Raw genomic sequence first — 26522 nt, 5'->3', positions numbered from 1 at the left:
GATCATGAAAATACTGCTGGTTCAGTCGATGGAGTACCTGTATCCGTACGGCGGGGCGCATAAAGCCAACCGTATACTGATGGAAGGACTTGCAGCGAAGGGGCATGAATGCCGCGTGATTTCTCCCGCGGTGTCCATCAACGGATTCGAAGAGCTTTTGGCAGCACAGCTGCGTTCCGGCGCAATTGAAGTACTGGAGAATCATCCCGGTGAGAAGCTGGTCATTTTAAAAAACGGCGTCATCTCTTACACGATAAAAGAAAAATTCAAGGTGTTCCCGTTCATCAGGAGTATGATCGAACAATTTTCTCCGGACGTCACGGTCGTATCGGAGGACAATACCCATCTGCTGCTGGAAACGGTACTGGAAACCGGTACGCGCACGATTTATCTATCGCATAGCCAAGCCACGCTGCCATTCGGGCCGGAGTGCTTTCAGGAGGACCTGCCGAAAATCGGCCTGTACAAGAGATTGGACGGCGTCATTTCGGTTAGCCGTTATTTAAAAGACTATTTTGCGGACTACGCCGGCGTCGATTCCGAGGTCATTTATTTTCCTTCGTACGGTCCGGGGCCATTCCCTTTCTTGGCGAGTTTCGACAGCAAGTATATTACCGTAATCAATCCCTCGGCGATTAAAGGGTTTTCGATCTTTATCGGATTGGCGCGGATGATGCCTCATCTTCAATTTGCGGCAGTTCCGACCTGGGCGACGAAGGAAGACGAGCTGGAGGAAATGAGATCCCTTCCTAACATTACGATTTTGAAGCCGGCTGATAATATTAACGAGATTTACAAACAGACCAAGGTGTTTCTGATGCCTTCGCTGTGGGGGGAGTCGTTCGGGCAGGTCGTCGTCGAGGCGATGCTGCGCGGTATCCCCGTCCTCGCCAGTCATGTCGGCGGATTGCCGGAAGCGAAGCAGCAATTGGATTACATTTTGCCGGTCAGACCGATACGGCAGTATGTCAAGGAAGAGGTGCTTGCGGACAGCGTACCGATTCCCGTCATTCCGGAGCAGGAACTCGGTCCTTGGTCGGAAGCTCTGGACCGTTTGACTACGGACCGAGATCATTATGAGGCGCTATCCGCCGCTTCTTATGAACATGCCACCCGGTTTCATGCCGCTTTAGGTATTGAGCCGTTCGAAGCTTACTTCCAAAAAATCATCGATAAGGCGGAAGAGCAAGACTTAGGCGGGACTACATCGTTATCGGCCGTGAATCAGGGGCAAGACCGCCGTAAGCACGATGTGCTGGAACGGGTTCAAACTCTCACGTCCGAGAAACGTGAACGTCTGATCGCGATGCTACAGGAAAGAAGGTGAGCCTTTGAGCGAGTTGATGGAACGGATCGGCATGCTGCCGCCGGACAAGCGGAAGCAATTGCTGGATAAGATCAAAGCCAAGGGAACGGGACAGGCGAGGACCAGACCGGTCATCGAGCCGCTGCCCCGGGTTGGCCCCCGTTTTTTTCATGAATTTCCGCTTTCTTATTCCCAAGAACGACTCTGGTTCATGTATCAGTGGGAGCCGGACAGCCCGGCATACAACATTCCTTGCTTGTTCAATATCCCGGTGGAACTCGATATTCACCGGCTGAAGCAAGCCGTAAACCAGCTTATTGAGCGTCATGAAATTTTGCGTACGACTTATAAAGCCTCGGGAGAAGAGACGGTTCAGGTGGTTCAGCCCTTCACACCGTTGGACTTGCCGGTTTATCATCTCGATGGGGGAGAACGAAGTGCTGAGTTGGAAGCGATGGTTAGACAGAAGTCCGCTATCCCTTTTCAACTGGAGAGTGAGCTGCCCATCCGGGCTTATATATTCAAGTTGGGCGAGCAGGATCATTACTTATTGCTGAATATTCATCATATCGCATGCGACGGTTGGTCGCTCGGCATTATCATGAGCGAAATTCAAGAGGCTTACATGGCGTTAGGCCGGAGTCTGGCTCCGGCTATGGAGAAACCGCCTTTGGCTATACAGTACGCCGATTATGCAGTCTGGCAACGGAAATTCATGGAGGGACCGGAGCTGGATTACCATAAGGAATACTGGCTCCGCCAATTCCAGGGAGAACTTCCGGTGCTGGAGCTTCCGACCGATCTGCCGCGCCCGCCGGTGAAGTCTTCCCGTGGCGCTCATATCATCAAGCCGCTCCAGGAGGGGTTCCATTCCCGGTTGCAGGCATGGTGCAGAGACGAAGATGTCACGCCTTACATGCTGTTACTCGCCGCATACGCGGTGCTTCTGTACGGTTATACCGGGCAAACCGATCTGATCATCGGTTCCCCGACGGCGAATCGCAGTATGGAGCAAATCGAGCCGAACATCGGGTTTTTCGTAAACACGCTACCGATTCGAATTCGGCTTGACGAGTCTTCCACCTTCCGCGAGACGGTGCGGCAGGTCAAGCAGCTCGCGCTTGAGGCGCAGGAGCATCAGGACTTCCCGTTGGACAAGCTGATCGAATTGTTGACGATCGATAGGGATTTAAGCCGCAGCCCCTTGTTCCAGGTGATGTTTGTCCTGCAGAACATGCATGTGGGTTGGGAGGAGGCGGAGGAGTTTCCGCTCCGGTTCAGCAGTTCGGTGCCCACGAACAGTTCGAAGTTCGACCTCACCTTTTCGGCTAATGCACATAATTTGCAGGTGGAATACAGTGTGGACCTGTTCCTGGAATCGACCGTGCAAAGAATGCTTGACCACTATGTTCATTTGCTCGACAGTACCTGCGCATCTCCGGATCAGGTACTTGCCGATATACAGCTGCTTACCGGTGGAGAGCGTCTTCAATTGCTTGAAGAATGGGTTGGAGATACGGCTGACTATGTAGATGGATTTCATGTCGTTTCGCAAATCGAGGCGCAGGCAGCCGCCAGGGAGAATCATCCGGCCCTGGTGTTTGAGGGGATTTCCTGCATGTACGGGGAAATGAATTCGCGCGCCAACCGCCTGGCCCATTACCTCCGCAATCAGGGGATCGGGCCTGAAGTGACGGTAGGTATTTACATGGAGCGCTCCGCAGATTTCGTCATCGCTATGCTCGCCGTGCTGAAAGCGGGAGGCGCCTTTGTGCCATTGGATCCTTCGTATCCAAAAGATCGGCTGGCTTCCATGGTGCTCCAGTCCGGCATGGGGATGCTTCTGACACAGAGCAAAGTAGCCATGGACCTCGAACTGCCGGGATCCGATATCACCGTCTTTGTTATGGACGAACCGGTCTCGAATAGCACGTTGCAATCTTTCGGTGACGATAATCCGGTGTTGGCAACGGATGCGTCCAATCTGATGTATATGGTGTTCACCTCCGGAACGACCGGGGCTCCGAAAGGGGTCGCAGTGGAACTGGCCCAGTTCCACAACTACATCCAGGGGTTCATCGGCCGTCTGGATTTAACGGAGCCGCTTAGCTTCGCCATGGCTTCGACCTTCGCGGCGGATCTCGGGATGAGTAATGTGTTCGGCGCTTTATGTACCGGCGGCACACTGCATGTACTGTCTTACGAGCTGTCCTGCGATCCTGACGGGGTGGCGGGCTACTTCGGAAACCATGCGATCGATGTGATGAAGGTGGTACCGAGTCATTTCGAGGTGCTGCTTGAGGCTGTGAATCCCGAAAAGGTCATTCCGCGGAAAATTCTGATTTTAGCGGGTGAAGCTTTAAGCTGGGAAACTGTGAGAACCATCAAAGCGTTACGTCCGGATGTCAGATTGGAAAATCATTATGGTCCGACGGAGACGACTGTATCGGCCTTCGCCTACCGGATTCCGGATGAGGTACCGGAACACCGGTCTGCCCATGTGCCGATCGGCTATCCGTTCGGCAATGTGCGCCGCTATATCCTCGACGGCAGGCTCCGGCCGGTGCCGGTTGGAGTGCCCGGGGAGCTGTATATCGGCGGCTCCGGGGTTGCCCGGGGATATCACGGCAGGCCGGAGCTGACGAAGGAACGTTTCCTGTCGAATCCGTTCGTAGCGGATGATGGGGGAGGTACTTTGTACCGGACAGGCGATCGGGTGCGCTATTTGCTTGATGGCGCCGTGGAAATCGTAGGCCGGATGGACCGCCAGATTAAAATTCGCGGTTACCGGATCGAGCTGGGGGAAATCGAAGCGGTACTGACTTCATTTGCTTTTGTCACCGATGCCGCCGTCCGGCTTAAGGAGACTGCTGCCGGAGAGAAAAAGATCGTCGCCTATCTGGTTTACAGGCGAGATTCGGAGGTTGAGCAGCCGCTTGCCGAGCTCAAACGGCTGCTTAAGGATAAGTTGCCGGAGTATATGATTCCTGCTCTGATCGTGGAACTGGACGCCCTTCCTTTGAACCCGAACGGTAAAGTAGACGTTTCTCAACTGGACGCCATGGAGCTTCCAAACATGGCGGGAGCAGGGAACGGGGGCGAAGCCCCGCGGACGGCCACGGAAAAAGCCGTGTATGAAGTATGGAAGGACATTCTAGGCCTGGAGACGTTCGGCATAGACGACGGCTTTTTCGAACTGGGCGGCGAATCGTTCAAGGCTCTGAAGGCGGTAAGACGGCTGGGCGACTGGATCGGTATCATGGATTTCTTCAAGCATCCGACCGTCCGGACCTTGGCCGAATATATCGACGCCGGAAAGCCTTCGGACCGTCACTTGCTGCACAAGCTGACGCAGCATCGCCCGGAGAACCGGACCGATTTCTCGCTGGTGTGCGTTCCTTATGCGGGAGGCAGCGCCATTACGTATCAGCCGCTGGCCGTGCAAATGCCGGAGAACATTGACCTGTATGCACTGGATTTGCCCGGTCACGATTACAGCCGCAAGGATGAGCCGCTGCTGTCTATCCGGGAAGTGGCACGCCAGTGCATCGAGGAGATTAAACATGCGGTGAAAGGTCCTGTTGTGCTGTACGGGCACTGTGTGGGCGGCGCCCTGACGATGGAAATCGCAAGACAGCTTGATGAGGAGCAGTACCCGCTGCTGCGGGTATTTCTGGGCGGAACCTTCCCGATTGCCCGCATTCCCGGCCGGTTCTTTGACTGGTATTCCAAGCTCTTCCCGTCCGACCGCAGCATGTCAAATAAGTCGTATCACGCCTTTCTCAAGGCGCTCGGCGGATTTACGGAGGTGGAGGACCTTGAGGAGCGGGATTTCATGATCCGCTGTCTGCGGCATGACGCCCGGGAGAGCGAAGACTATTATACAGGTGCATATGCGGAGAAAGGGTGGCCGAAGCTCAGTTGTCCCGTCACCTGCGTCATCGGTGAAAAGGACCGGGCCACCGAGTTGTATGAGGAACGGTACAAAGAATGGGAGTATTTCAGCGACCGGGTGGATCTGATCGTGATTCCGAAATCCGGACATTATTTTATCAAGCATCAGGCGGATCAAGTGACCCGCTGGATTCATGATATCGTCCTTGAAAAGGACGAACCGTCTCCAGGGACAAATTCGCCCCAGAGAGCGAAAGGTGCGGAGCGCACGGTTGCCAAAAAGAAACCGGCAGTCCCGAATCTGAATATGTTTTTCCTGGTTATTTTCGGTCAGTTGTTTTCGGTTCTTGGATCCGGACTCACAGGTATTGCGCTAGGGGTATGGGTATTCGCCCAGACCGGAGCCGTGGGGGATTTTGCCGCCATTTCCTCCGCTTCGCTCATTCCCGGCATTCTGGTTCTGCCGATTGCGGGCGCGATCGTTGACCGTTACGACCGGCGGCTGGTAATGCTGTTTAGCGATATTATGATGGCGGTCCCTATCGCAGTAATGGCGGTGCTAATGGCTACCGGATCGCTTGAAATCTGGCATATCTACGTGACCTCCGCAGTCGGTTCCGTGGCCCGGTCATTCCACCGTCCCGCCTTTGTTGCTTCGATCGCGCAGATTATTCCGAAGCAGTATCTGGGACATGCGAACGGTATCGTGCAGCTGGCCAGCTCAAGCAGCGAAATGATAGCCCCGTTGGTCGGTGTCGCGTTGTACTCTACCATCGGAATGGCCAACATTTTTATTCTCGATTTTCTGAGTTTCGTAGTGGCGATTGCAACGCTTGCTATCGTAAGATTCCCGAACACCCTTTTCCGTAAAAGAGAAGAAACGTTCGTGAAAGAAGTGCTGATGGGATGGAAGTTTATTGTCAAACGGCCGGGTATGATGTATATGATCGCCTTTTTCTTAATAGGTAACATTTTGTTCGGCCTGGCTACCGTGCTGATCCAGCCGTTGGTATTGTCCTTCGGCTCGGCGCCGGATCTTGCAGCGGTGACTACGCTGGGTGCCATCGGCGCGATGACCGGCGGGTTATTAATGAGTATTTGGGGCGGAACCAAACGAATGGCGACGGGGATGGTCGGCTTCGTTATTCTGGAGGGGCTCTTCATGATCCTTGCCGGACTTCGTCCCAATGTCATCCTCACCGCCGCAGGAGTGTTCGGAATCTGGTTCTCCGTGACTCTCGTAAACACGCACTGGCAGTCACTGATTCAGACCAAAGTGGGACTGGAGCTTCAGGGCCGGGTGCTGGCGACGAACCAGATGATCGCGATGTCCAGCATGCCGATAGGTTACCTGCTTGCCGGTACGTTGGCCGACTCTGTGTTCAACACGGCGATGAACCCTGGAGGTGCGCTCGCCGGCGTGTTGGGGCCGATTATTGGCGCAGGTCAGGGCCGGGGGATTGGGCTGTTAATCATTTGCGTCGGCGTCCTTGTCATGGGCTGGGCGATTGCCGGCTTTAACTTTAAGCCGCTACGCAACATGGAAGACGACATGGAGGATGCCGTGCCCGATGCGATCATTGAGGACCGGGATACTTTGCAAGCCCGGCTGGATAGCCAGGTGAGAAATAATCCTTCCTCCGTGGCCTCCGGACATTCGTTGGAAGTATGATGCGAAAGATTAGATTGTACTGTTCCAATTAACTCAAACAGACTACCTCGGCATGTCAATGCCCGGGGTAGTCTGTTTTTAATAATGCTATTAATAATTTTTGCTATAAATAATTCATAAAATCAATATAAAGCTGCTCTTGACCGATAAGTTCCACATGCTCGGGGAAATTACCGCCTTCCGCACAAACAGATAATTTATAGGCAGGATCTATAGAATATTGCTTGAAGCGGCAATTCCGAAATTCTTGCTCCGTATTCAGCGAGATGCCGGTAGGTTGTTTTCGGATGGCAAAGGAATTGAGGGGGACCGACAAGCCGAACCCGGAAGCTTTAACGTAGCTTTCTTTAAGCGTCCACAAGTCGAAAAAATACTCTGCTCTGCGGTCGGCGGGTACCTTTTGTAAATCGCGAAATTCCTGTTCCGCAAAGCAATGCTCCGCCACGTCCATATCCGGTTCGCGGATTTCTTCCACATCGATGCCGCAAGAAGAGGCCGAAAGGGCGCCGACAATCCATTGCCCCGAATGGGATTGATTGAAATGACATCCGGTGTTCCCGGATAACAGCGGTTTACCGAAAGGGTTCACATGTAGTTGGATTTCGCTGTTTTTAATAGCGAGAGTCCGGCATATCATATACCGGGACAGAATGTCGGCCGTCATACAGCGCAAAGCGTCAGCCCGGTGAAAGAACCTGCGGATTTTCTCCTGTTTCTCAATTGGCAACGCCTCAAGGAGTTTGTGCTCCAGCAGCGGATCAGGCTCCTGAGTCAGTTTAACGCCGTAAACTTGGATCATACTCATACTTTTTCTCCTATTTCGGATCGGAATTTTCCAATATAGATAGTATACCAAACGATTACCGCTATGTATTTATCACCTAATTTATGGGTAATAATTAGCAGGAAATTTTCTAAATAAATTAATCCTATAAAATTACTTGTATATGTGTTATGATACGTCTGTGAAACTGATCAGTCATACTGCAGTCATCAACATTCATAGGTTCTATAGGGGGAATCGGAAGATGGAAACATTGAGAATTATCATTAACGTGGCCGTTATGCTCGTGCTGCTAGGCGTTCTTCTGTGGATGCAGAAGAAGCATATATCTTTTACAAAGCGGGTGTTTACCGGTCTGGGCCTCGGCTTGGTCTTCGGAGTTATCCTTCAGTTGATCTACCAGGCGGATTCAGAAGTGCTGGCCAAGTCTACGGACTGGTTCAACCTGGTGGGACGCGGATATGTCGGACTGCTGCAAATGATCGTTGTACCTCTGATTATGGTATCGATTATCTCGGCGATCATGAAGCTGAAGGGAAAGCAAAACCTCGGTAAAATGACCGGTCTCATCATCGCGGTGCTTTTGATAACGACGGCAATTGCCGCAACAGTTAGTATCGTAACCAGCTTGAGCTTTGATCTGAAAGCGATCGAAATCGAAGCCGGCGAGAAGGAACAAGCTCGTGGAGCGAAGCTTGAGGAACGCGTGGGAGATGTAGCCGATAAAACGATTCCTCAGCAAATACTGGATTTCATCCCAACCAATCCTTTCGCGGATATGACGGGAGCGCGCAGCACTTCGACGCTTGCGGTCGTTATTTTCTCAGCATTTATTGGAGTAGCCGTTCTGGGCTTGGATAAAAAGAAACCGGAACAAGCGGACACCTTCCGTAAAATAGTAGACGCGGTTTACGCGGTCGTTATGCGAATCGTAACGCTGGTGCTCAGGCTGACGCCTTACGGGATTCTGGCGCTGATCACCAACACGGTCGCTACGACGAATCCGGAAGAAATTCTGAAGCTGATCAAGTTCGTGGGCGCTTCGTACGTCGCCTTGATCGTAATGTTCATCATTCATTTGATTCTGTTGGCACTGTTCGGATACAATCCGGTACAATACGTGAGAAAAGTACTGCCAACGCTCGTATTTGCCTTTACATCGCGTTCCAGCGCCGCGACTATTCCACTGAATGTGGAAACGCAGACTAAGCGTCTGGGCGTGCCGGAAGGCATCGCCAACCTGTCAGCCTCGTTCGGGGCAACGATCGGCCAGAACGGCTGCGCCGGTATCTACCCGGCCATGCTGGCCGTCATGATCGCACCGACCGTCGGCATTGACCCGCTCAGCTGGGATTTCATCCTGACGCTGATCCTGGTCGTCACAGTCAGCTCCTTCGGAGTAGCCGGCGTGGGCGGCGGCGCAACCTTCGCCTCGCTGATCGTGTTGTCCACGATGAACCTGCCGGTAGCTCTTGCAGGCTTGCTGATCTCCGTTGAACCATTGATCGACATGGGCCGTACGGCGCTCAACGTCAACGACTCGATTACGGCCGGCGTCATCACCGGCAAGGTACTCGGCGAGAACGATCAGGACGTGTTCAAGCGGAACGTGGATCTGGATGTCGTGCAGGCTTAATAAATATAATAAACAGCCCGGAGCAGAGTGCTCCGGGCTGTTTATTTATTTGCGATGGAGAAGCCTGATGATGTGGTTGGAAATACTGGTTGGGATACCTATTCAATAACCATGTTTTTTTCGTCAAAATATATTTCTTGAGGTTCGCTTGGTTCCGGAGTGGAGCTGGAACCTCCGCCGTGGATAGTAAGATCACTATTTCCGTTGAGGGTAATCGAACCGTTGGAGTACAGAAGGCCTGTTAACTCGGCTTTGTTTTTACCACCCATAACGAGCGCGCCGGCGTCATATAAAGCGAACTGATTATAACCGGATAACGTACCTGTAGTGGAGCCTCCGACATAAACATTCCCGGCCAGCAGGGTTCCGTGCAGATTGATGTGATTCGTATACAGAGTTCCCGAGATAATCACCTTCGGATCGCTGTTGAAATTGGTCGTTCCTTTTACCCTGATAAATTTACCGGAGCCGGCATTGAGATGAACTTCTCCTCCGTTCACGAGGAGGTTTCCTTCGATAATTATATTGCCGGTTGCCGTGATCGTGGAGCCGGATTCCATCGTAAGCTCACCGGTGATAAGCAGATCCCCGTCAACAGTTATTGAAGTCTTTTGCATCAATTTAAAAGATTTTAATGACTTTGAAGTAGAGTAATTCATACTCTGTTTAACTTCATTATCAGGCTCGGAAGGTTGGGCCGGTAAAGAACCTTTAATTTTACTAGCCTCTTGGTCCACTTTGGCAATAAGGCTAGTGACCTCGACTCTCTCCGGTAGAGTAATTCCTTGCACGGAAGAAGTCGACGTAAGGACCTGCCCTTTGATCGTGGAATTATTATTATGAAACCCTCCAGCCACATAAACATTACCTTCGATAATGCCGCCGTTCAGCATCACCGCCCCTTGGCTCACTACGGCATATCCGCCGTTTCCACCGCCTGTAGGAGGATCCTTCGGCACGTAAGACAACGTAATTTCAATCTTTTTACTTGCGGTTTGGGTGATTTTTCCCGATCTTCCTTCCATAGTGATGACAGCGGAGTATTTCAATTTCTCTTCATCCAAATTAATAGTCCGCTCATCCAGATAGGGTGAGGCTGCCTCTTGAACTTTATTTCCAACCATTTTAAGAGTTATTTTCTCTTCTTCTTTCAAGGTCATTACAGCGCCCCGGACTTCAGCAAGTTTCACAAGAAGCTTGGTCTCTGCATCGGCTTGTGCAGCCATCAGGTCGGAGGAAACGTTGACCATCCCTTGGGAGTTCGTTACGTTGCGCATGACAAGCGTGCCGATGACGACCAGTATGACGATAAGAAATAGGGCGGATATGAGGGCGTAGCCTTGTTCGTTTTTGCCGCTCTTCAGCTTCATTTCTATCACCTCACGAAATTAATTTGATCGAGACGAACAAATAAAGGGGTTCCATCTTGCTCTCGCCGGCGAGGCGGCACCATAGATGAATCTGTAATTCTTTATTAGCTTTGATAAAATAAGAGCCCGTCAAATCAAGCTCACTATCGCTAAAAAGCTTTCCGTTTTTGTCATACAAGCCACCGTCTTTTAAGGTTAAGGACACTGGTGAACTACTATCACTCATCACATCTGTTATGACCTCAGCATTGATAGATGACATATCCGGAGATGAGACGGAGACAGTATTCTTTAGCTTGGCCTGTAGTGCGGCGCTCAGAGTGATAGCCTTGTTTCTGAGCTCGGTTTCGTGATTGACTCTTCCATAAGCGAGAAGCGAGGTTGATAGAATGGTAGAGATAAGTATCAAAAGCAGCCCCGCCAAGGATAGAGCGGCGAGCAATTCAACCAGGGTGAGTCCGTCTTCTTTGCGGAAGTTAAAGGTCCGGCTGTTCATAGTTTATTTCCCCCCGTCAATCGCATAGTTCTTTTTGGCTGCGCCGACGATCGAGACTTTGTGCTTGTATTGTCCTGGCTGGTCTTTATCTGGAGCCCAAGAAGTTGTAATAGTAATGTACAAAACATCAGGGTTTGAGGTATATTTAGGATGGTTTCGGCATATTTGCGTGTCAATGACATAAATTTCATTACTGGTTTGCTCGGGAAGCTGCGTACAGTTGGAAGCGGTTAGTCGCCCCTCCAGATCGTTAAAGGGCATTGCCTGGACTTTGTGCAGCTCGGCATTGGCGAGATGGGTGGCCGACAGCTTTTGGTTGGTCAGTTTGCTCTGAGCCTCGCTGTTCGTAAAATAGGATAGAAAATATAAACTGACGATCGAGATTATAACTAACGCTATCGCTACTTCAATCAGCGTCAAGCCATCCTCCTTAGCGATCGTGGATCCTAGGGATTTTTTTGTGCGCAGATGTAACTTATTCATTACAATTCCTCGCTCTCATCGGTGTTCATAGATGTAGTGTCGAAACTTGATTCATCAGAAGGAGAATTGTTAGAAAAATAGGTAAAATGTACTATTTTATAATAGCATCAATAAGTCAAAAGGTATATAATCATTACAAATGCTGTTTACTATTATTTTCCTCAATTATAGTACCCTACGTAATCTTGTTAATCATTTCTGACTACGATTCAGTCTCCGCCTGTAATTACTAGATATTTCTACTCAAATAAGAGGGTGTGAAACATGTACACGATCAAAAAACGTCTGGGTGAACTTCTTCTTGAATCCGGGATAATTACGGAAGCGCAATTACAAACCGCACTCGAAGAGCAACGAAGCACCAAAAAAAAGCTCGGTGACGTTTTGCTGTCACAGGGAGTTCTTACAGAGCATCAATTGATCGAAGTGCTGGAATTCCAGCTTGGCATTCCGCATGTTACATTGTCAAGGTTTCAAATCGACCCTAAACTAAGCCAAATTATTCCTGAAACGATGGCCAAACGATATCAGGTGATGCCGATCCGCGTAGATGGCCGGAAGTTGATGGTTGCTATGGCAGACCCTTTGGATTTGTTCGTCATTGATGATTTACGGATGAGCACCGGGTTTACGATTGAGCCGGCGATCATCTCTCGCGGCGAGCTGCAGCGTGGAATTGCGCGTTTGTATGGTCTGCAGGACTCCATGAATGAAATGATCAAGGATCTGGGGTCCGGAGATGGACCGATTGAAGTGGAGCAGTCCGTCATTACGGACGAGGAGTCCCCGGTCGTAAGGCTTGTCCATCAGATGATCGAGCAGGCCGTTCGGCTGGGAGCGAGTGATATTCACGTTGATCCGATGGATACCCAAGTGGCGATCCGGTACCGGATCGACGGGATGCTGCGGAGCGAACGGTCGATTCCCAAAACGATGCAAGGCGTTATCACGGCCCGGCTGAAAATTTTGGGGAATCTGAATATCGCCGAGCGCCGGCTTCCCCAGGACGGGCGAATCAAGATGATGATCGACGGCAAGCAGATCGATATCCGGATTTCTTCGTTGCCGACGGTACACGGAGAGAAGGTCGTCATGCGGCTGCTCGATCTTGCTACGGGAGTTAAGGCCTTGGACAAGCTCGGAATGACCGAGCACAACCAGGGATTGTTTCGGCGAATGATCGAAAAACAGCATGGGATCGTGCTGCTTACGGGGCCAACCGGCAGCGGTAAAACGACCACGCTGTACTCCGCGCTGCAGCACTTGAACCGGGAACAGAACAATATCATTACGATAGAGGACCCGGTGGAGTATATGCTGGAGGGCGTGAACCAGATGCAGGTTCATCCCGCAGCCGGCCTGACTTTTGCCAAAGGGCTTCGCTCCATTCTCAGACAGGATCCGAATATTATCATGGTGGGCGAAATTCGTGACTATGAAACCGCGGAAATCTCGATCCGGGCCTCCCTTACGGGGCATTTGGTCTTTTCGACGCTTCATACGAATGACGCGGTCAGCACCATTGTCCGTCTAAGGGACATGGGGGTTGAGCCTTATCTTATTTCTTCTTCGCTGATCGGCGTGGTTGCCCAGCGCCTCGTTCGCCGAATTTGTCCGGATTGCGCCGCAGCATACGTTCCGGATGTCAAGGAGCGGATCTATCTGGAACGCTTGGGGATCACGGTGGACAAGCTGCACCATGGCAAGGGCTGCGGCACATGCGGCAAAAGCGGGTACCGGGGGCGGATGGCCATTCACGAGGTTCTTTGGATCGACGATGAATTGCGCGATTCGATCGTGAATGGAACCCCGATTACGGAACTTCGCAAACATGCAGCGAAGCTGGGTATGCGAACCTTGTTCGAAGACGGCATCGAAAAAATGATCGCAGGGCACACCACCCTGCAGGAAATTCTTCGTGAAGCCGGTGATGAAGAGGAGGTGAGGCAATGAGCGACGCTGAACAATATTTTGCCTCATTGCTTACAGAGGCGCAGGAATCAGGGGCATCGGATTTGCATATGACCGTCAACTCGCCTCCGGTATTGCGGATCGACGGGGTGCTGCATCGTATGAACAGGGATGCAGCATCCCCGGCCATGCTGGAGGAGTATGCGCGGGCGATTATGAATGAGTTCCAGTACAATAAGTTTTTGGATAACGGCGAGGTGGACTTCTCTTATGGGGTTCCCGGCATATCCAGATTCCGTATTAATGTGTACCGGCAAAGAGGCTCGATGTGTATCGCTGCCCGAGTCATATCTCCCACGGTGCCTCCCTTTGAGACGCTGAAACTGCCGCCGGTGTTGCTTAAACTTGCGCAGAAGCCGCAGGGCCTTTTCCTTGTAACGGGCCCGACAGGGAGCGGTAAATCAACAACGCTTGCTTCTTTGATTGACTATGTCAACAAGACGCAGAGCAAGCACATTGTTACGCTTGAAGATCCGATAGAATATTTGCACCGCCACGGGCGGTCCATTGTCAATCAGCGTGAGGTCGGTCTCGATACCCACTCTTTCGGCAATGGACTACGGGCGGCGCTGCGTCAGGACCCCGATATCATTATGGTGGGGGAGATGCGGGATCCGGAAACGATTCGGACCGCCATCACGGCTGCGGAGACAGGCCATCTGGTTTTTGCAACGCTTCATACCGCAGATGCCCCGCAAACGATCGATCGGATTATCGACGCATTTCCTCCGGAACAGCAGGGCCAAATACGGATACAGCTCGCGTCGGTGCTGATTATCGTATTGTCTCAGCGGTTGCTTCCGGCCCGGATGGGTAAAGGAAGACTTGTCGCTACTGAGGTACTGCTGAATACGCCGGCGGTAAGCAATCTGATCCGCACGGAGAAGGTGCATCAAATTAAGAGCGTCATGCAGACAAATGTTCAGCTCGGCATGCACACCTTGGAAATGGACATCAGGGAAATGCTTCGTCAAGGCACGGTAGATGAATCTGCGGCGAGGGAGTATTTGTCGGAAGGACAGATGTGATATGGCACAATTTATATATCAGGGCAGAGATCCCGCGGGGCGGACCCGAAAGGGCGTCATTCAGGCAGCTGACCGTGGAAGCGCCCTTGCGGAACTGAAGCGGCAGCAATTTATCGTAACCAAGCTTCAGGAGAAGCGGGAGAACGTTTGGAATAAAGACTTTTATATCGGCAGTCCGGTCAAAAATGAACATTTTGTCGTCTTCTGCCGACAGTTTGCAACGATGATCCGGGCGGGAATCTCGATCGTTGACGCTACGGCCGTCTTGGCCGAGCAATCCGAGAGCAAGGCTCTGAAGAAGACGCTCAGCGAGGTAACATCCGAGCTTCGGAAGGGAAGTACCTTTTCGGGGGCGATCTCGGCCTATCCCCGGATTTTCCCGTCCATCTTCGTCCATATGATTCGGGCGGGGGAAGAGTCGGGGAGTATGGAGGATACACTGGAGCGGCTGGCCGTATATTTTGAAAAAGCCCACTATACCCGGGAAAAGGTAAAGTCGGCGATGACGTATCCGCTCATCGTGGCTGTGATGGCCGTGGCGGTGGTCATATTTTTGCTCAAGTTCATCATTCCGCGATTCCAGTCGATGTTCACGCAGCTGGGCGGCGAGCTTCCGGCCATTACGAAAATGACATTAGCCATGAGCCGAAGCCTGGAAACGCATTGGTATATGTGGATTCTGGTCGCAATGGCGATCGCGGCGGGCGTCTATCTTCTTCTCCGCTGGGAGAAAGGAGCTTATGCCTGGGACTATTTCAAGCTAAAGGTTCCGGTGTTCGGCTTGCTGAACCGCAAGAGCGCTATCGCCCAAATGACGCGCACTTTGTCTTCTCTGTATGCCAGCGCCGTTCCGGTTCTCCAATCGCTTGCGATTGTGGAGAAAATCGTGGGTAATCGTGTAATAGGGGCGACTATTCACGAGTCCCAGAACTCGTTGCGTCAGGGGCGCCCGTTATCCGAGCCTTTTCGCAAATCGTGGATTTTTCCTCCGCTGGTCACGCAAATGATCGTGGTCGGGGAGGAGACCGGTTCCATCGACACCATGCTTGGCAAAATCGCCGACTTCTACGAACGCGATGTCGAGAACAGCGTGGACAAGCTCAAACAGTTGATCGAACCGATTATGATCGTCCTTTTGGCAGGCGTCGTGGGCTTCATCATGGCTTCCATTATGATCCCGATGCTGACCCTTTATGGAAATATAAGCTAAATACAATTGGGAGGTTATCTAAATGACTGCACTTATTCAAAGATTAAGAAAAGAAGAAAAAGGCCTAACATTGATCGAGTTGCTTGCCGTTATCGTTATTATTGGGGTTATTGCTGCAATTGCAGTACCGTTGATTACCGGTTTGATTAATAACACGAAGGACAATGCGCGGACTGCGACTGCAAATCAGATTCTTGAGGCAGCCAAGTTGTATTCGATTGCAAATAACAATGGAGAAGTTACCGGTGAGGTTACTCTATTAACGCTTACGAGTAATAACTATCTCCAAGGTAACATTACAGATCCAAAGGATGGGAAAGCGCTGGCATCTGGAACAACAGTAAACTTGACTAATTATGGAGTTGAGGATGCTGTTGTAGTAACTCTGGCTTTTGATGATAAATCAACAGAAACTTATACTACAGAACAATTAAAATCAGGTAAAAAAGGTAAAGCAGGTACCGGAACTCCTGCTGAAGGTACAGAGGGAGGAAAATAAGATTAAGTAATGCCAACACTTATCACTTTCTTTGTAGGCCTAGCCGCCGGCTACGCGCTCGCCTACTTGGCTCGCGTGCTGCTCGCCCGGCGCGGCTTGCTGGCACCGCCGCAAGTCGCAGCCGCGCCAGCGTCCGCAGGCGAGCCGCCTGAGGCCGGCGGCGCCAAGGCCGCAGCGCCGGCTTGGTACGCCGGGCCGTCCCGCCGGCGTCTAGCTGCCGACAGCGCCGCCGCTTTATTGACGGCGGCGCTGTTCGCCTTTATGCACCTGCGCTTCGGCTTCTCGGGCGAGTGGGCGGTAGGCGCATTACTGACGGCGCTGTGCGTCCTCATCACGATCACCGACCTGGCTGCCAGAATTATCCCAAACGGCGCATTGCTCGTTTTCGGCGTCTTACTGCTGGCAGCGGTGCCCTTTGCTAGCTCTGAGCCGTTGTGGCTGCACCTCCTCGGCGCAGTCTCCGGTAGTGGTATTCTCCTTTTGCTGGCGATCCTGACTTCAGGGCGCGGCATGGGAATGGGGGATGTAAAGCTGCTGGCCGTTTTAGGGTGGGTACTGGGCATCCCAGGTGTGTTGATAGCCTTGTTTTTCGGAAGTATCATCGGTTTGCTGGCAGGGCTGCTTCAACAAGCGTCCGGAGGGAACAAGAAAAGGAAGACTATTCCGTTCGGGCCCTATCTGGCCTTCGGTTCCCTAATCGTATACATGTACGGAAAGGAGATCATCGATTGGTATCTGACAAATCTAATACAGCATTAATGAAAAGACGCACATCCAAGACAGCTGTCGGGATAACGGTCGATGAAGACGGTATCAGATTCGTTCGCTATAACCCGAAGCTGGGTTTGGCTGAAGGGGCGGGGATGCTTCCGCTTGATTATGTAATCGATGAAGACGGAGTTCCGGAATTGAGCCGTTATTCGGAAATGATTAAGCCATGGGTAGAACAAAATGGTCTGTCCGGCAGCAAGGTTCATCTTGCGGCTCCAACGTCACAATCCTTCATCCGGTTAATCCGGGTGCCGAAAGTGAAGCGCAAGCAGCTTCGCCGTGTAACCGAATTGGAAGTGGAGAGCAGTATTCGACTTCCCTTCGACGATCCGATCATTGATTATCATTGGACGGATGACGGTGAGGAGCCCGAAGGAACTATGCAGGCTTTTGTCGCCGCGGTGCCGCGTCCGATGATCGCGGATATGGTTGCCGTACTTGAGCAGGCGGGTCTTCGAGTGATCTCCGTTGATCTGGAGACCTTATCGTTAATGCGGGTGATGAGCCGCTCGGATATGCTGAAAAAAGACAACATCATGGCGATTAATTTCAAACCGAAGGAAGCGGAAGTTTATTTATATAACCGGGGAATTCCGGACTTCGTCCGCACTTTTCCATTGGAGACGGTGTCCGAGGATAGTTTGAATACATGGCGTTATAGCGAAATTGTCTCTTCGGTCGCCAGAATCATCAACTTTTATGAAAATACGCTGCATGAAGGCAACGAGCGGGTTCAGGATATCGTCATTACCGGGAATGCGCCGGATAAGCCGGTTATATTGAACAGGTTAGTCGAATCTTTTGAACAGATTCGGGTGTCCGAAGTCGATTTGTCTCCATACTTCGCCAATGCGGAATTGGACAATCGGGACAGCTATGCAGTGGCTCTTGGCTTGGCCCTGAAAGGGGTGGGGAAATCATGATCGAAATTAACCTGCTTCCCCCAAAAGAACGCTCGACCCTTTCGTTATTGATTGTTCCCCTGGCTCTGATCGTAGTGGGGCTCGGGCTAGCCGCTTTTCTTATTGTAGGGTATGTAGATTCGCTCGACTCGGCGGAGTCGTCCCGACAACAGCTGGCAGCGACAGAACAGAAGCAAAGCGAACTGCAGAGTGAGCTTCAAACCTTGGGGCAAAGCGAAGGCCTGCATGGAAATGCCGGGGATATGATTGAAGCGCTCAGGAAGCTTCGCCCCGACCTGGATGCTTTACTGACCGAACTGGAATCGCCCCTGTCGTCCGGCAGCACGTTAGAAACAGTGAAGCTGAATGAGGACGGCAGTTTAGCCTGGACCTGTTCGTTTCCGGGTCTGACCGAGGCGGGAGCCTACTCCGTTGCGATCCAAAAAAGATCAGGGGCGGGAGCCGTCTTTATCCAATCTCTTAGAGAGCAAGGGACTCAATTTATCGGATCGTTTCAACTGACGCCCGGGCAGACTCCTATGAAAGCGGGGAATGCCGAATGAAGCAAGGTTTTGCCGATAAAAGGTTCGTAAGTGTCCTGGCTATCGCGTTCCTAATCATCTTGTTGACCGGATTGTTCTATATGTTTTGGTATCGTCCTGCTTTATCGGAATCAAAAACATTGCTTGCAGAGAGCAATGAAAAGCTGAAATTTCTGCAAGCGACGGAATCGATCGTTAAGAATAAGCGCGATGAAGTTAAGAATTCGGCCGGCAATGAGACGGCCAACAAGAAGGTAGTGCCGGAATCGCTCGATCAGGAAGGGATCCTACGTGATTTGGAGACGGCGCGTCAAGCGTCTGGAGCCATGATCAAGGAGATCTCGTTCGGTACGGATGCGGCAGGGGGAGAATCGGCTACCGGAACCAGTGCTGCCGAGGATTTGGCCGCGTCTGGTAAACCGGCTGAGATGGCTTTGAGCCTTGCGCTCAGCGGTATGATGGACCGGGCCAACTTGTTAGCTGTCGGGCTGTCCCCGGTACGGGCGGAAGTCCGGCTCAGTGCGTCGCTTCCTCAAGCGAAGCAGTTTGCTGCAAGTTTGCAGCAAGCGGAACGGCTTTACGTTGTCCAGTCCTTCAGTTTCGGAGAAGGGAACGAGGGCTTGGAAAAGGCAGTCTCGATCTCTATTTCCACCTTCTATCGGGCTCCGAACAATCCTTAGTTTAATATTGAAAAAATAGCGGGAGACTGTTACCCATAGGCGGGGGCAGTCTCTCGCCACATGGGAACTATTCAGTATTTTTGCGAAAACTTACTTTTCTTGATACTTTTTGCCCGGAGTCCCGTATATATAACTATAATGCGGAAAGGTGGTGCATCTGTCAGGATGGATGCATGGGTGCTATGGCTTATAGCCGCAGGAATTATTCTGGTTCTTGAAATGTTTACGCTGACATTTTACATGCTATGGTTATGTATTGGAACCTTGGTAGCGGCGCTGGTGGCATGGTTTGCGCCGGATGCGTATCTGTTTCAAGTCGTTGCAGGATGCGTGGTAGCGTTAATTTTGACGGTTTTCACGAAACCGCTCTCCAGAAAATTTCGCGCTGCCAAAGGATTTGAAGATACCGGTACCGAACTGGTAGGGAGACAGGGAGTCGTTGTCGAACCGATTGAAGAGGGGCAATATGGCATCGTTAAAGTCGGAGGAGACACCTGGAGCGCCACGTCGGCTCAAACTCTGGCAAAAGATGAGCTGGTACGGGTGCTGAAACGAAGCAGTACGATTATTGAAGTAGAAAGATGGGAGGAATTTATTTAATGGAATGGGCAATTATTGCCGTCATTGTCGTAGTAGTCGTTGTTTTTATCTCACTCACGGTCAAAATCGTACCTCAACAGCGGGTCGGCGTTGTGGAGCGGCTCGGTAGATTCAACCGGTTGATGAACCCGGGGCTGAATATTCTGATTCCGGTGATCGATCAGGTTCGTACTTATCACGACCTGCGGATCCAACAGGCTAATGTGCCTCCGCAAACCGTTATTACAAAGGATAACGTTCAGGTTCAAATCGATACGATCATTTTCTATCAAGTTGTCGGTCCTGAACAGGCTACGTACGGTATCTCCGATTATGTATACGGGGTTCGGAATATTTCGACCGCGACGATGCGTCAAATCATCGGTAAGATGGAGCTCGACGAAACCTTGTCCGGACGGGAAAAGATTTCGACGGATATCCGGATTGCGCTTGACGAAGCAACCGAAAAATGGGGCGTACGGATTGAGCGCGTTGAAGTTATTGACATTAAACCGCCGCTCGATATTCAAGAAGCAATGGATAAGCAAATGAAAGCCGAGCGGAACAAACGGGCGATCGTTCTGGAAGCCGAAGCGGCTAAGCAGGATATGATCCTGCGCGCTGAAGGGGATAAGCAAAGTAAGATCCTCAAGGCGGAAGGTGATAAGGAGGCTCGTATCCGCGAAGCAGAAGGCTTGCGCCAGGCGCAGGAGCTGGAAGCTATCGGGGAAGCGAAAGCGATCGAGGCGGTTGCTCAGGCCGAGCAAGCCCGGATCGAAATGCTGCGTAACGCCGCACTCAACGAACAAGTATTGGCTTACCAATCCTTCGAAGCTCTCAAGGAAGTGGCGAAGGGACCAGCCAACAAAATATTTATCCCTTCGAATGCCATCGAAACGTTGGGTAGCCTTGGCGCTATGGGCGAAATCTTCAAAGCCGGCAAAGAAGGCAAATAAAGTTAAGTTTAAAGAAAGTCTCCGGAACCAATGTACTTGTTGGTTACCGGGGACTTTTTTTGCTGCGAGGAAGAATGTTGGCCTCATAGCAGTTTGCGATAACGTTGTGTTAGAATTGCGCGGTAACTAGATATGAATTTCAGATTTGTGAGTAGATAGAGAATTTAGATTCGGATGGAGGCAGGTGAAGATGCGCGTCGATGATGGGGAAAGGATATAGTGAAGAGATAGTACGGATAAAGTGAAAATAAGTAAGGATAAAGTGAGGATAGAGTAAAGCAAGGGGACTATAAAGCATAGCATGGCGGGTTTCGATGAGCCGGAGTTTTCAAAGTTACTGCCAAGTTCGAGAAAATTAAATTAGATGGAAAACCTACAGTTAATTTGTCCAAATCCCCTCAAAATCAATAATTAACTGGAAAACCTGCTGCTAATTTGACGGATTCGGCGCTGAGATGGCCGTATTGGCCAAATTAACTGTATAAATTGCAGTTAATTTACGTGGAAGCACCAATCTGTAACAATTAACTGGAGAAAATACAGTTAATTTATTCGGAAATGGGGAGAAGGATGAGGGGGCTTCTTCGAGCAGGACTACCGAAGGTACAACAAAAACTACCGAAGGCCCAACAAAAAAAAGGTTGGACAAGGATAGTTCCAAGTCCAACCTTTTGACTAATTAATTTTTGCGGGAAGCCAATTGATCCTTCATGCGTTGCAGTTCTTCGGCAACGGCAGCATTCTCGGTTGCATTCACTGGCGAACCAGTTCCGCCGCTTCCTGCATAGGATTGACCGGAAAGCTGGGTTCCGGCTTCCCATTCGAGGATTTTTTCTTCCATGCGTTCGAAGCCGCGTGCGGCTGCGCCGTAATCCATGCCGCGGCTGAAGTTCGGCCGCTCCATTTGCTCGTGCTCTTCCACTTTGCGGGCCCGTGCGGCCAATTCGTTGCGCTTTTCTTTCAGGCGGGCATGTTCTTCTTTGCCTTCCTTCAAGCGGTATTCCAGCTCAGCCACGCGATCCAGGGCTTCTTTCGCTTCCGCCGCGTATTGCTGCGCCTGCTCCTCGTAATGGATTTTGGCCGTAGCGGCTACTTTAGCACCGGCTTCATCTCCAGCTTCAAGTGCGGCCAGCGCGCGAAGCTCGCTTTCCTTCGCTGCTTTGGCGGCGTCTTCGCTCTTCCGCAGGCGGATGTTCGCGTTCATCTGCTGTTCTTTCAGCATATTTTCGGCAATACGAATATCGTCCTCCAGGTTGCGCAAATACTGCCCCGTCATAACTACCGGATTTTCCAGTTTGTTTAAAACTTCATGCAGGCTAGCTTTAGTAATGTTAGCAATTCGATTAAATAGACTCATTTGTAATTCTCTCCTTTGGTTGGATAGTAGTTTATACTTTAGCTAAACGAACAGGATTACCGTGTTTCATTAATAATGTGTGTAATGGTCGTCGAATCCGAAGTTGCCGATCGGCTCTTTCGGAACGATCACGCTGGCGATGAGATACAGGGCGACTACGGTGCCGAAACTGCACAGCGCCGCTACCACGGCGATCAGCCGGACCACGGTAGTGTCGATTCCGAACCAACGGGCGATACCGCCGCAAAGGCCGCTGATCTGTTTGTCGGTTGCCGAACGATACAATTTTTTCATGATTGAACACTCGCTTTCTTTTTTATGTCAGATTGGATTATTATTTAAGTCCGTTGTTGATGTCTTAATTCTACCGCGATTCCTAATGCGGCATAACAGGCTTGAGACGGTTTCTGAACTGGACCTTGGTCGGGCTGAATCCTCGCCAGGAGGCGGAAACGGCATAAATCTGCGGGAACGCAGTATAACAGTAAAGAGCCGCAATTTGCGGAAAAAGTCGATTACGATGGAAAGGGAGTGCCTGAATGAGTATCCTGGTTTTGCAGGGAAGCACAAGAGACGAAGGAAATACCGAGCAGTTGAGCAGGCTGGTGTTGGAGGGAGTTCAGCATAAGGAAATTTTATTGCGGGACAAACAAATTCTGCCGATTCATGATCAGCGGCATACGGAGGGCGGGTTCGATCCGGTCGATGATGATTACGACTACGTCATTCGAGAAGTGCTGCAGCATGATACGCTCGTGTTCGCCACTCCGGTCTACTGGTACACCGTATCTGGAATAATGAAGAATTTTATTGATCGCTGGTCCCAAAGTCTTCGGGATTCACGCTTTGATTTCAAAGCGGAGATGGCGCAGAAAAAGGCGTACGTCCTAGTTGTTGGCGGGGACAATCCCCGGATTAAAGCCATGCCGCTTATACAGCAACTAAAATATACTTTCGATTACGTAGGAATGCCGCTGGAGGGGCATATTATTGCCAAAGCAAGCAAGCCGGGAGACATTTGGAATGACAAACGGGCGATCCAGGAGGCTAAATGGCTTAATGCAGAATTGCAAAAATCGGGGTTGACAGTAATTGGATAACCGTATATGATTTAAATCACACTTAACCGATTGGAATAGAATAATATTCTACCGGTCAAACCGGAGACTTGTTGCGGCCTGTTCAGGCTGCGGGGGTCTCCGGTTTTTATTTTAATCAGGGAGGTAGGAGAACATGGCAGCAGTTGATCGAGTGGAATTTGGATGGTTTATTCCGACAACGGGGGATGGCAAGCATATCGGGGTGAAGCCCGAGCGGGAATCTACGCTGGAGTATATGATCCAGGTGGCGCAAACCGCGGAACAAGCGGGATTTGAATTTGCGCTGATCCCTACGGGCAACAGCTGCATCGATGCCTGGATCGTCGGCTCGGCGCTTGCAGCGCAAACGAGGACGCTGAAGCCGCTGGTAGCCATGCGTCCCGGATTGATCGCTCCGGTACTGGCAGCGAGAATGGGAGCATCTCTGGACCGGATCTCCGGTGGGAGAGCCCTGATTAATGTGGTTAGCGGTGGTTACCCGGATGATTTGCGGGTTACTGGGGATCCGCTGTATCACGATCATGACGCCAGATACGACCGGACACGGGAGTTTCTGAACATCGTCAAGCAGGTTTGGACCGAATCGCATGATTTTTCCGTTGAGGGATTTTTGCGCAGCGGGGGACGCGCCGGAGTACATTTTGAAGGGGAGTACTATCAGATTGAAGGCGGGGTATCGCAACCGGCTCCCGTACAAAAGCCACACCCGCCGCTCTATTTCGGTGGAAGCTCACCTGCCGGAAAACGGGTTGCCGCGGAAACGGCGGACGTGTATCTGCTCTGGGCGGAGACGATTCAACAGATCAAGGAACAGATTGAAGAAGTCGAGTCTTATTTGAGCGAGCAGCGCAACACGAAAGGCATTAACCGAACGCTGCGGTACGGCTTACGTGCCCAGTTAGTTGTGAGAGATACGGAGGAGGAGGCATGGGCGGCCGCCCGTGAAATTACAAGCCTCGCCCATCCGGAATTGTTGAATGTGGTCGATCAGGTTCAATCTAAGACCGATGCTATAAATCAACAGCGTCAGACCGAACTGTGGAAGAAATCGCAGGATAACGATTACGTGATTGGCCCCAATCTTTGGGCAGGCTTGTCGCGCATTCGCGGGGGCGGTGCGGTAGCATTTGTGGGAACGCCTGATCAGGTATCGGACCGTCTGCTTGAATTTGTTGATGCGGGAATCAGCACGTTTGTACTATCCGGATATCCGCATGTTGAAGAAGCTCAAATTGCCGGAGACAAATTGCTTCCGCTATTCAAGGCCAAATGGGAGGCCCGTATCGGTCAAACGGTATAGATAGACAGACAAGAGAGGGAGATGGAGAAACCATGAGAAAGCTGTTGTTGAAAAACGCCGTTGCCGTGCTCGGTCTCGCTTTAGTGCTGGCGGGCTGCTCCTCCAAGGCAAGCAACAATTCGGGTCAGTCCGGAGACGAGGCTGCCGCAGCGGCCGACGTGAAGGCCAAGGACAAAGGAACCGTAGTCGTCAATATAGGAACCCAGGGAATCAGCCTGCTGTCGCTCTCGCATGAAAAGGGCTGGATCGATGAGGCGTTTGCCGCGGCCGGCGCCGAAATCAAGTTTACCGATTTTCCAAGCGGTCCGCCTCACTTTGAGGCCATCGCGGCGGGACATCTCGATTTCGGTCTTGTCGGGAACGGTCCGGTGATCGCCGGTCAGGCCGGGGATATCGATTTCAAGGAAATTGCGGTCATCTCCGACGGCAAGCGGGGGGATACCATTCTTGTTCATGAGGGCTCGGGAATTAAGGACGTAGCCGATTTGAAGGGGAAAAAGGTTGCCGTAGCCAAAGGAAGCTCCGCTTATGCCTTCGTCTACAGAGCAGCGGTACAGCAGGGCTTAAAACCTTCCGACATCGAGTTGATTCAACTCCAGCCGGATGAAGCCCAGCCCGCTTTTCAATCCAAGGCCGTCGACGCTTGGGCCGTCTGGGAGCCTTATGTTACTTTGGCTACCAACCAGGGAGCCGTGGGGATCGCGGATGGGGAGAAGCTGAATCTGGCTAGCCCGAGCTTTGCGATCGCAAGGGGGAAATTCGCCGAGGAGCATCCGGAACTCGTCACCATATTTCTGAAGGAGCTGGATAGGATCATTACTTGGAGCAGCGAGCATCCTGAGGAAACCGCGAAGTTTTTTACCGAAAAGAAAAAGGTCGATGCCGATCTGATTCAGCTCCTTCTGAGCAAATCGCGTTATTCCGTGGAGCCGGTTAGCGAGGATTATATAAAGGCGCAGCAGGAGACGGCGGACCTTCTATTTGAAACCGGCGGAATCCGCAAGCAGATTGATGTCAGTAAGGTCGTCGAGAACCGGTTTGTTGAAGAAGCGTTCCAAGGCAAGTGATTATGTGATCCGCATAACGAGGTGATAATCATGTCATTAATCGAAGAATCAACCGCAACCGTCAAAGTCCCATCCTCCGTTCAACGTACTAAGGCAATTCGGCGGCCAATAAGAAGCTTTGTGCTAAAAATATGGCGTTACAGCTGGATTAGGGGAAGTATTCTGCCACTTTTAATACTTGCGATATGGCAATATGCGAGCTCGGCAGGCTGGATTCCCGGGACATTGCTCCCATCGCCTTATGCCATTGCGGTACAGGGATATGAGCTGCTAGTTACCGGAGAACTGCTCCACCATTTGGGGATCAGCGTCGCCCGCGCGGCGTCGGGATTTCTGGTCGGCGGCTCCATCGGCCTTGCGTCCGGCCTGGCGGTAGGGTTTCTTCGGCCGGCCGAGCAGGCGCTTGATCCGATGCTGCAAATGCTGCGGACCATTCCGCATCTTGCGATCACGCCTCTGTTCATTCTCTGGTTCGGGATCGGCGAGACTTCGAAAATTTTGCTGATCGCGCTGGGCGCTTTTTTTCCGCTCTATGTCAACACCTTTCTCGGGATCCGGGGTGTAGACCGGAAGCTGGTCGAAGTGGCACGGGTGCTGGAGTTCAGCCGCTGGCAGCAAATTCGCCTGGTGATTTTGCCGGGGGCGTTGCCGAATGTGCTGCTCGGTGTCCGGCTGTCACTGGGCGTATCCTGGCTGGGCCTGGTCGTAGCGGAAATGATGGGCTCTAGCTCCGGGGTCGGCTATCTGATTCAGGATGCAAGGCAATTTTCGGTCATCACGATTGTGTTTGTGGGGATTGCCATTTTTGCCGCGGTCGGCAAATTATCGGATTCACTGGTCCGGTGGCTGGAGAAACGGCTGCTGAAATGGCGGGAGAATTTCACGGGATGATGAGCGGTTGAGATATTGAGATAACATA

Annotated in this window: 23 protein-coding genes; 17 read left to right on the top strand and 6 right to left on the bottom strand. The window is 51.5% G+C overall.

Translation table 11 applies throughout. The features are described 5' to 3' along the window. Positions 1-4: 4 nt before the first annotated feature. Both KB559_RS12500 and KB559_RS12495 read left to right on the top strand, forming a co-directional pair. Positions 5-1327 carry a glycosyltransferase family 4 protein gene (locus tag KB559_RS12500; protein ID WP_211022272.1) on the top strand — a complete coding sequence of 441 codons (1323 nt, stop codon included), beginning with the start codon at positions 5-7 and terminating at the stop codon, positions 1325-1327. 4 nt (positions 1328-1331) lie between these two features. Beyond that, positions 1332-6872 carry a non-ribosomal peptide synthetase/MFS transporter gene (locus KB559_RS12495; protein WP_211022271.1) on the top strand — a complete coding sequence of 1847 codons (5541 nt, stop codon included), beginning with the start codon at positions 1332-1334 and terminating at the stop codon, positions 6870-6872. A gap of 103 nt (positions 6873-6975) precedes the next feature. Here the strand turns inward: KB559_RS12495 and KB559_RS12490 are convergent, their stop codons facing one another. Then, a complete protein-coding gene (locus KB559_RS12490) occupies positions 6976-7677 on the bottom strand; it encodes a 4'-phosphopantetheinyl transferase family protein (protein WP_247681780.1) in 702 nt (233 codons plus the stop codon). Between the two features lie 223 nt (positions 7678-7900). Here KB559_RS12490 and KB559_RS12485 point away from each other — a divergent pair, with 223 nt between their 5' ends. Next, positions 7901-9292 carry an L-cystine transporter gene (locus KB559_RS12485; protein ID WP_211022270.1) on the top strand — a complete coding sequence of 464 codons (1392 nt, stop codon included), beginning with the start codon at positions 7901-7903 and terminating at the stop codon, positions 9290-9292. Positions 9293-9390: 98 nt separating this feature from the next. Here the strand turns inward: KB559_RS12485 and KB559_RS12480 are convergent, their stop codons facing one another. The 3 genes from KB559_RS12480 to KB559_RS12470 are packed head-to-tail and all read right to left on the bottom strand — an operon-like array spanning position 9391 to position 11641. Then, on the bottom strand, positions 9391-10662 hold the full coding sequence (locus tag KB559_RS12480) for a hypothetical protein (RefSeq protein WP_211022269.1): 1272 nt from the start codon (positions 10660-10662) through the stop codon (positions 9391-9393). Between the two features lie 10 nt (positions 10663-10672). Then, entirely contained in the window at positions 10673-11158 is a 486-nt protein-coding gene (locus KB559_RS12475; RefSeq protein ID WP_211022268.1) for a hypothetical protein, read from the bottom strand. Between the two features lie 3 nt (positions 11159-11161). Continuing rightward, positions 11162-11641, bottom strand: coding sequence for a type IV pilus modification PilV family protein (locus KB559_RS12470; RefSeq protein ID WP_211022267.1), 480 nt, complete (start codon positions 11639-11641; stop codon positions 11162-11164). A gap of 264 nt (positions 11642-11905) precedes the next feature. On the opposite strand from KB559_RS12470, the gene KB559_RS12465 reads away from it, so the two are divergent. The 10 genes from KB559_RS12465 (at position 11906) to KB559_RS12420 (ending at position 20779) form a co-directional block, all read left to right on the top strand. Continuing rightward, positions 11906-13594, top strand: a complete 1689-nt coding sequence (locus KB559_RS12465) for a GspE/PulE family protein (protein ID WP_211022266.1) — start codon at positions 11906-11908, stop codon at positions 13592-13594. Further along, positions 13591-14640, top strand: a complete 1050-nt coding sequence (locus KB559_RS12460) for a type IV pilus twitching motility protein PilT (protein ID WP_211022265.1) — start codon at positions 13591-13593, stop codon at positions 14638-14640. Before KB559_RS12465 ends, KB559_RS12460 begins: the two co-directional genes overlap by 4 nt. Before the next feature lies 1 nt (position 14641). Beyond that, positions 14642-15850, top strand: a complete 1209-nt coding sequence (locus KB559_RS12455) for a type II secretion system F family protein (RefSeq protein WP_211022264.1) — start codon at positions 14642-14644, stop codon at positions 15848-15850. 22 nt (positions 15851-15872) lie between these two features. Next, positions 15873-16349 (top strand): prepilin-type N-terminal cleavage/methylation domain-containing protein, encoded by a 477-nt coding sequence (locus KB559_RS12450; RefSeq protein ID WP_211022263.1) that lies wholly within the window; start codon positions 15873-15875, stop codon positions 16347-16349. Positions 16350-16358: 9 nt separating this feature from the next. Then, the gene (locus KB559_RS12445; RefSeq protein ID WP_211022262.1) at positions 16359-17108 is read left to right on the top strand and encodes a prepilin peptidase; all 750 of its coding nucleotides are present in this window, start codon (positions 16359-16361) and stop codon (positions 17106-17108) included. Continuing rightward, positions 17108-18043 (top strand): type IV pilus biogenesis protein PilM, encoded by a 936-nt coding sequence (gene pilM / locus KB559_RS12440; protein WP_211022261.1) that lies wholly within the window; start codon positions 17108-17110, stop codon positions 18041-18043. Before KB559_RS12445 ends, pilM begins: the two co-directional genes overlap by 1 nt. After that, positions 18040-18585, top strand: coding sequence for a hypothetical protein (locus tag KB559_RS12435; protein ID WP_211022260.1), 546 nt, complete (start codon positions 18040-18042; stop codon positions 18583-18585). Before pilM ends, KB559_RS12435 begins: the two co-directional genes overlap by 4 nt. Next, the gene (locus tag KB559_RS12430) at positions 18582-19244 is read left to right on the top strand and encodes a hypothetical protein (protein WP_211022259.1); all 663 of its coding nucleotides are present in this window, start codon (positions 18582-18584) and stop codon (positions 19242-19244) included. The genes KB559_RS12435 and KB559_RS12430 overlap by 4 nt, the downstream gene beginning before the upstream one ends. 165 nt (positions 19245-19409) lie before the next feature. After that, positions 19410-19844 carry an NfeD family protein gene (locus tag KB559_RS12425; RefSeq protein WP_211022258.1) on the top strand — a complete coding sequence of 145 codons (435 nt, stop codon included), beginning with the start codon at positions 19410-19412 and terminating at the stop codon, positions 19842-19844. Continuing rightward, on the top strand, positions 19844-20779 hold the full coding sequence (locus tag KB559_RS12420; RefSeq protein ID WP_211022257.1) for an SPFH domain-containing protein: 936 nt from the start codon (positions 19844-19846) through the stop codon (positions 20777-20779). Before KB559_RS12425 ends, KB559_RS12420 begins: the two co-directional genes overlap by 1 nt. Positions 20780-21458: 679 nt before the next feature. Here the strand turns inward: KB559_RS12420 and KB559_RS12415 are convergent. Both KB559_RS12415 and KB559_RS12410 read right to left on the bottom strand, forming a co-directional pair. Further along, positions 21459-22136, bottom strand: a complete 678-nt coding sequence (locus KB559_RS12415; RefSeq protein WP_211022256.1) for a PspA/IM30 family protein — start codon at positions 22134-22136, stop codon at positions 21459-21461. Positions 22137-22205: 69 nt separating this feature from the next. Beyond that, positions 22206-22430 (bottom strand): PspC domain-containing protein, encoded by a 225-nt coding sequence (locus tag KB559_RS12410; protein ID WP_211022255.1) that lies wholly within the window; start codon positions 22428-22430, stop codon positions 22206-22208. 245 nt (positions 22431-22675) lie between these two features. Here KB559_RS12410 and KB559_RS12405 point away from each other — a divergent pair, with 245 nt between their 5' ends. The 4 genes from KB559_RS12405 to KB559_RS12390 all read left to right on the top strand — a co-directional run bounded on the left by KB559_RS12405 (position 22676) and on the right by KB559_RS12390 (position 26494). After that, the gene (locus tag KB559_RS12405) at positions 22676-23236 is read left to right on the top strand and encodes a flavodoxin family protein (protein WP_211022254.1); all 561 of its coding nucleotides are present in this window, start codon (positions 22676-22678) and stop codon (positions 23234-23236) included. A gap of 133 nt (positions 23237-23369) precedes the next feature. Continuing rightward, entirely contained in the window at positions 23370-24536 is a 1167-nt protein-coding gene (locus KB559_RS12400; protein ID WP_211022253.1) for an LLM class flavin-dependent oxidoreductase, read from the top strand. Positions 24537-24568: 32 nt separating this feature from the next. Then, entirely contained in the window at positions 24569-25603 is a 1035-nt protein-coding gene (locus KB559_RS12395; protein WP_211022252.1) for an aliphatic sulfonate ABC transporter substrate-binding protein, read from the top strand. Between the two features lie 30 nt (positions 25604-25633). Continuing rightward, a complete protein-coding gene (locus KB559_RS12390) occupies positions 25634-26494 on the top strand; it encodes an ABC transporter permease (protein WP_211022251.1) in 861 nt (286 codons plus the stop codon). The last annotated feature ends 28 nt before the right edge of the window (positions 26495-26522 follow it).

Origin of the sequence: Paenibacillus sp. Marseille-P2973, from assembly GCF_018101095.1 — a bacterium.
GTDB lineage: Bacteria > Bacillota > Bacilli > Paenibacillales > Paenibacillaceae > Fontibacillus > Fontibacillus vini.
The sequence above is the reverse complement of the archived record's forward strand: the minus strand, read 5'-3'. Positions and strand labels throughout refer to the sequence as shown.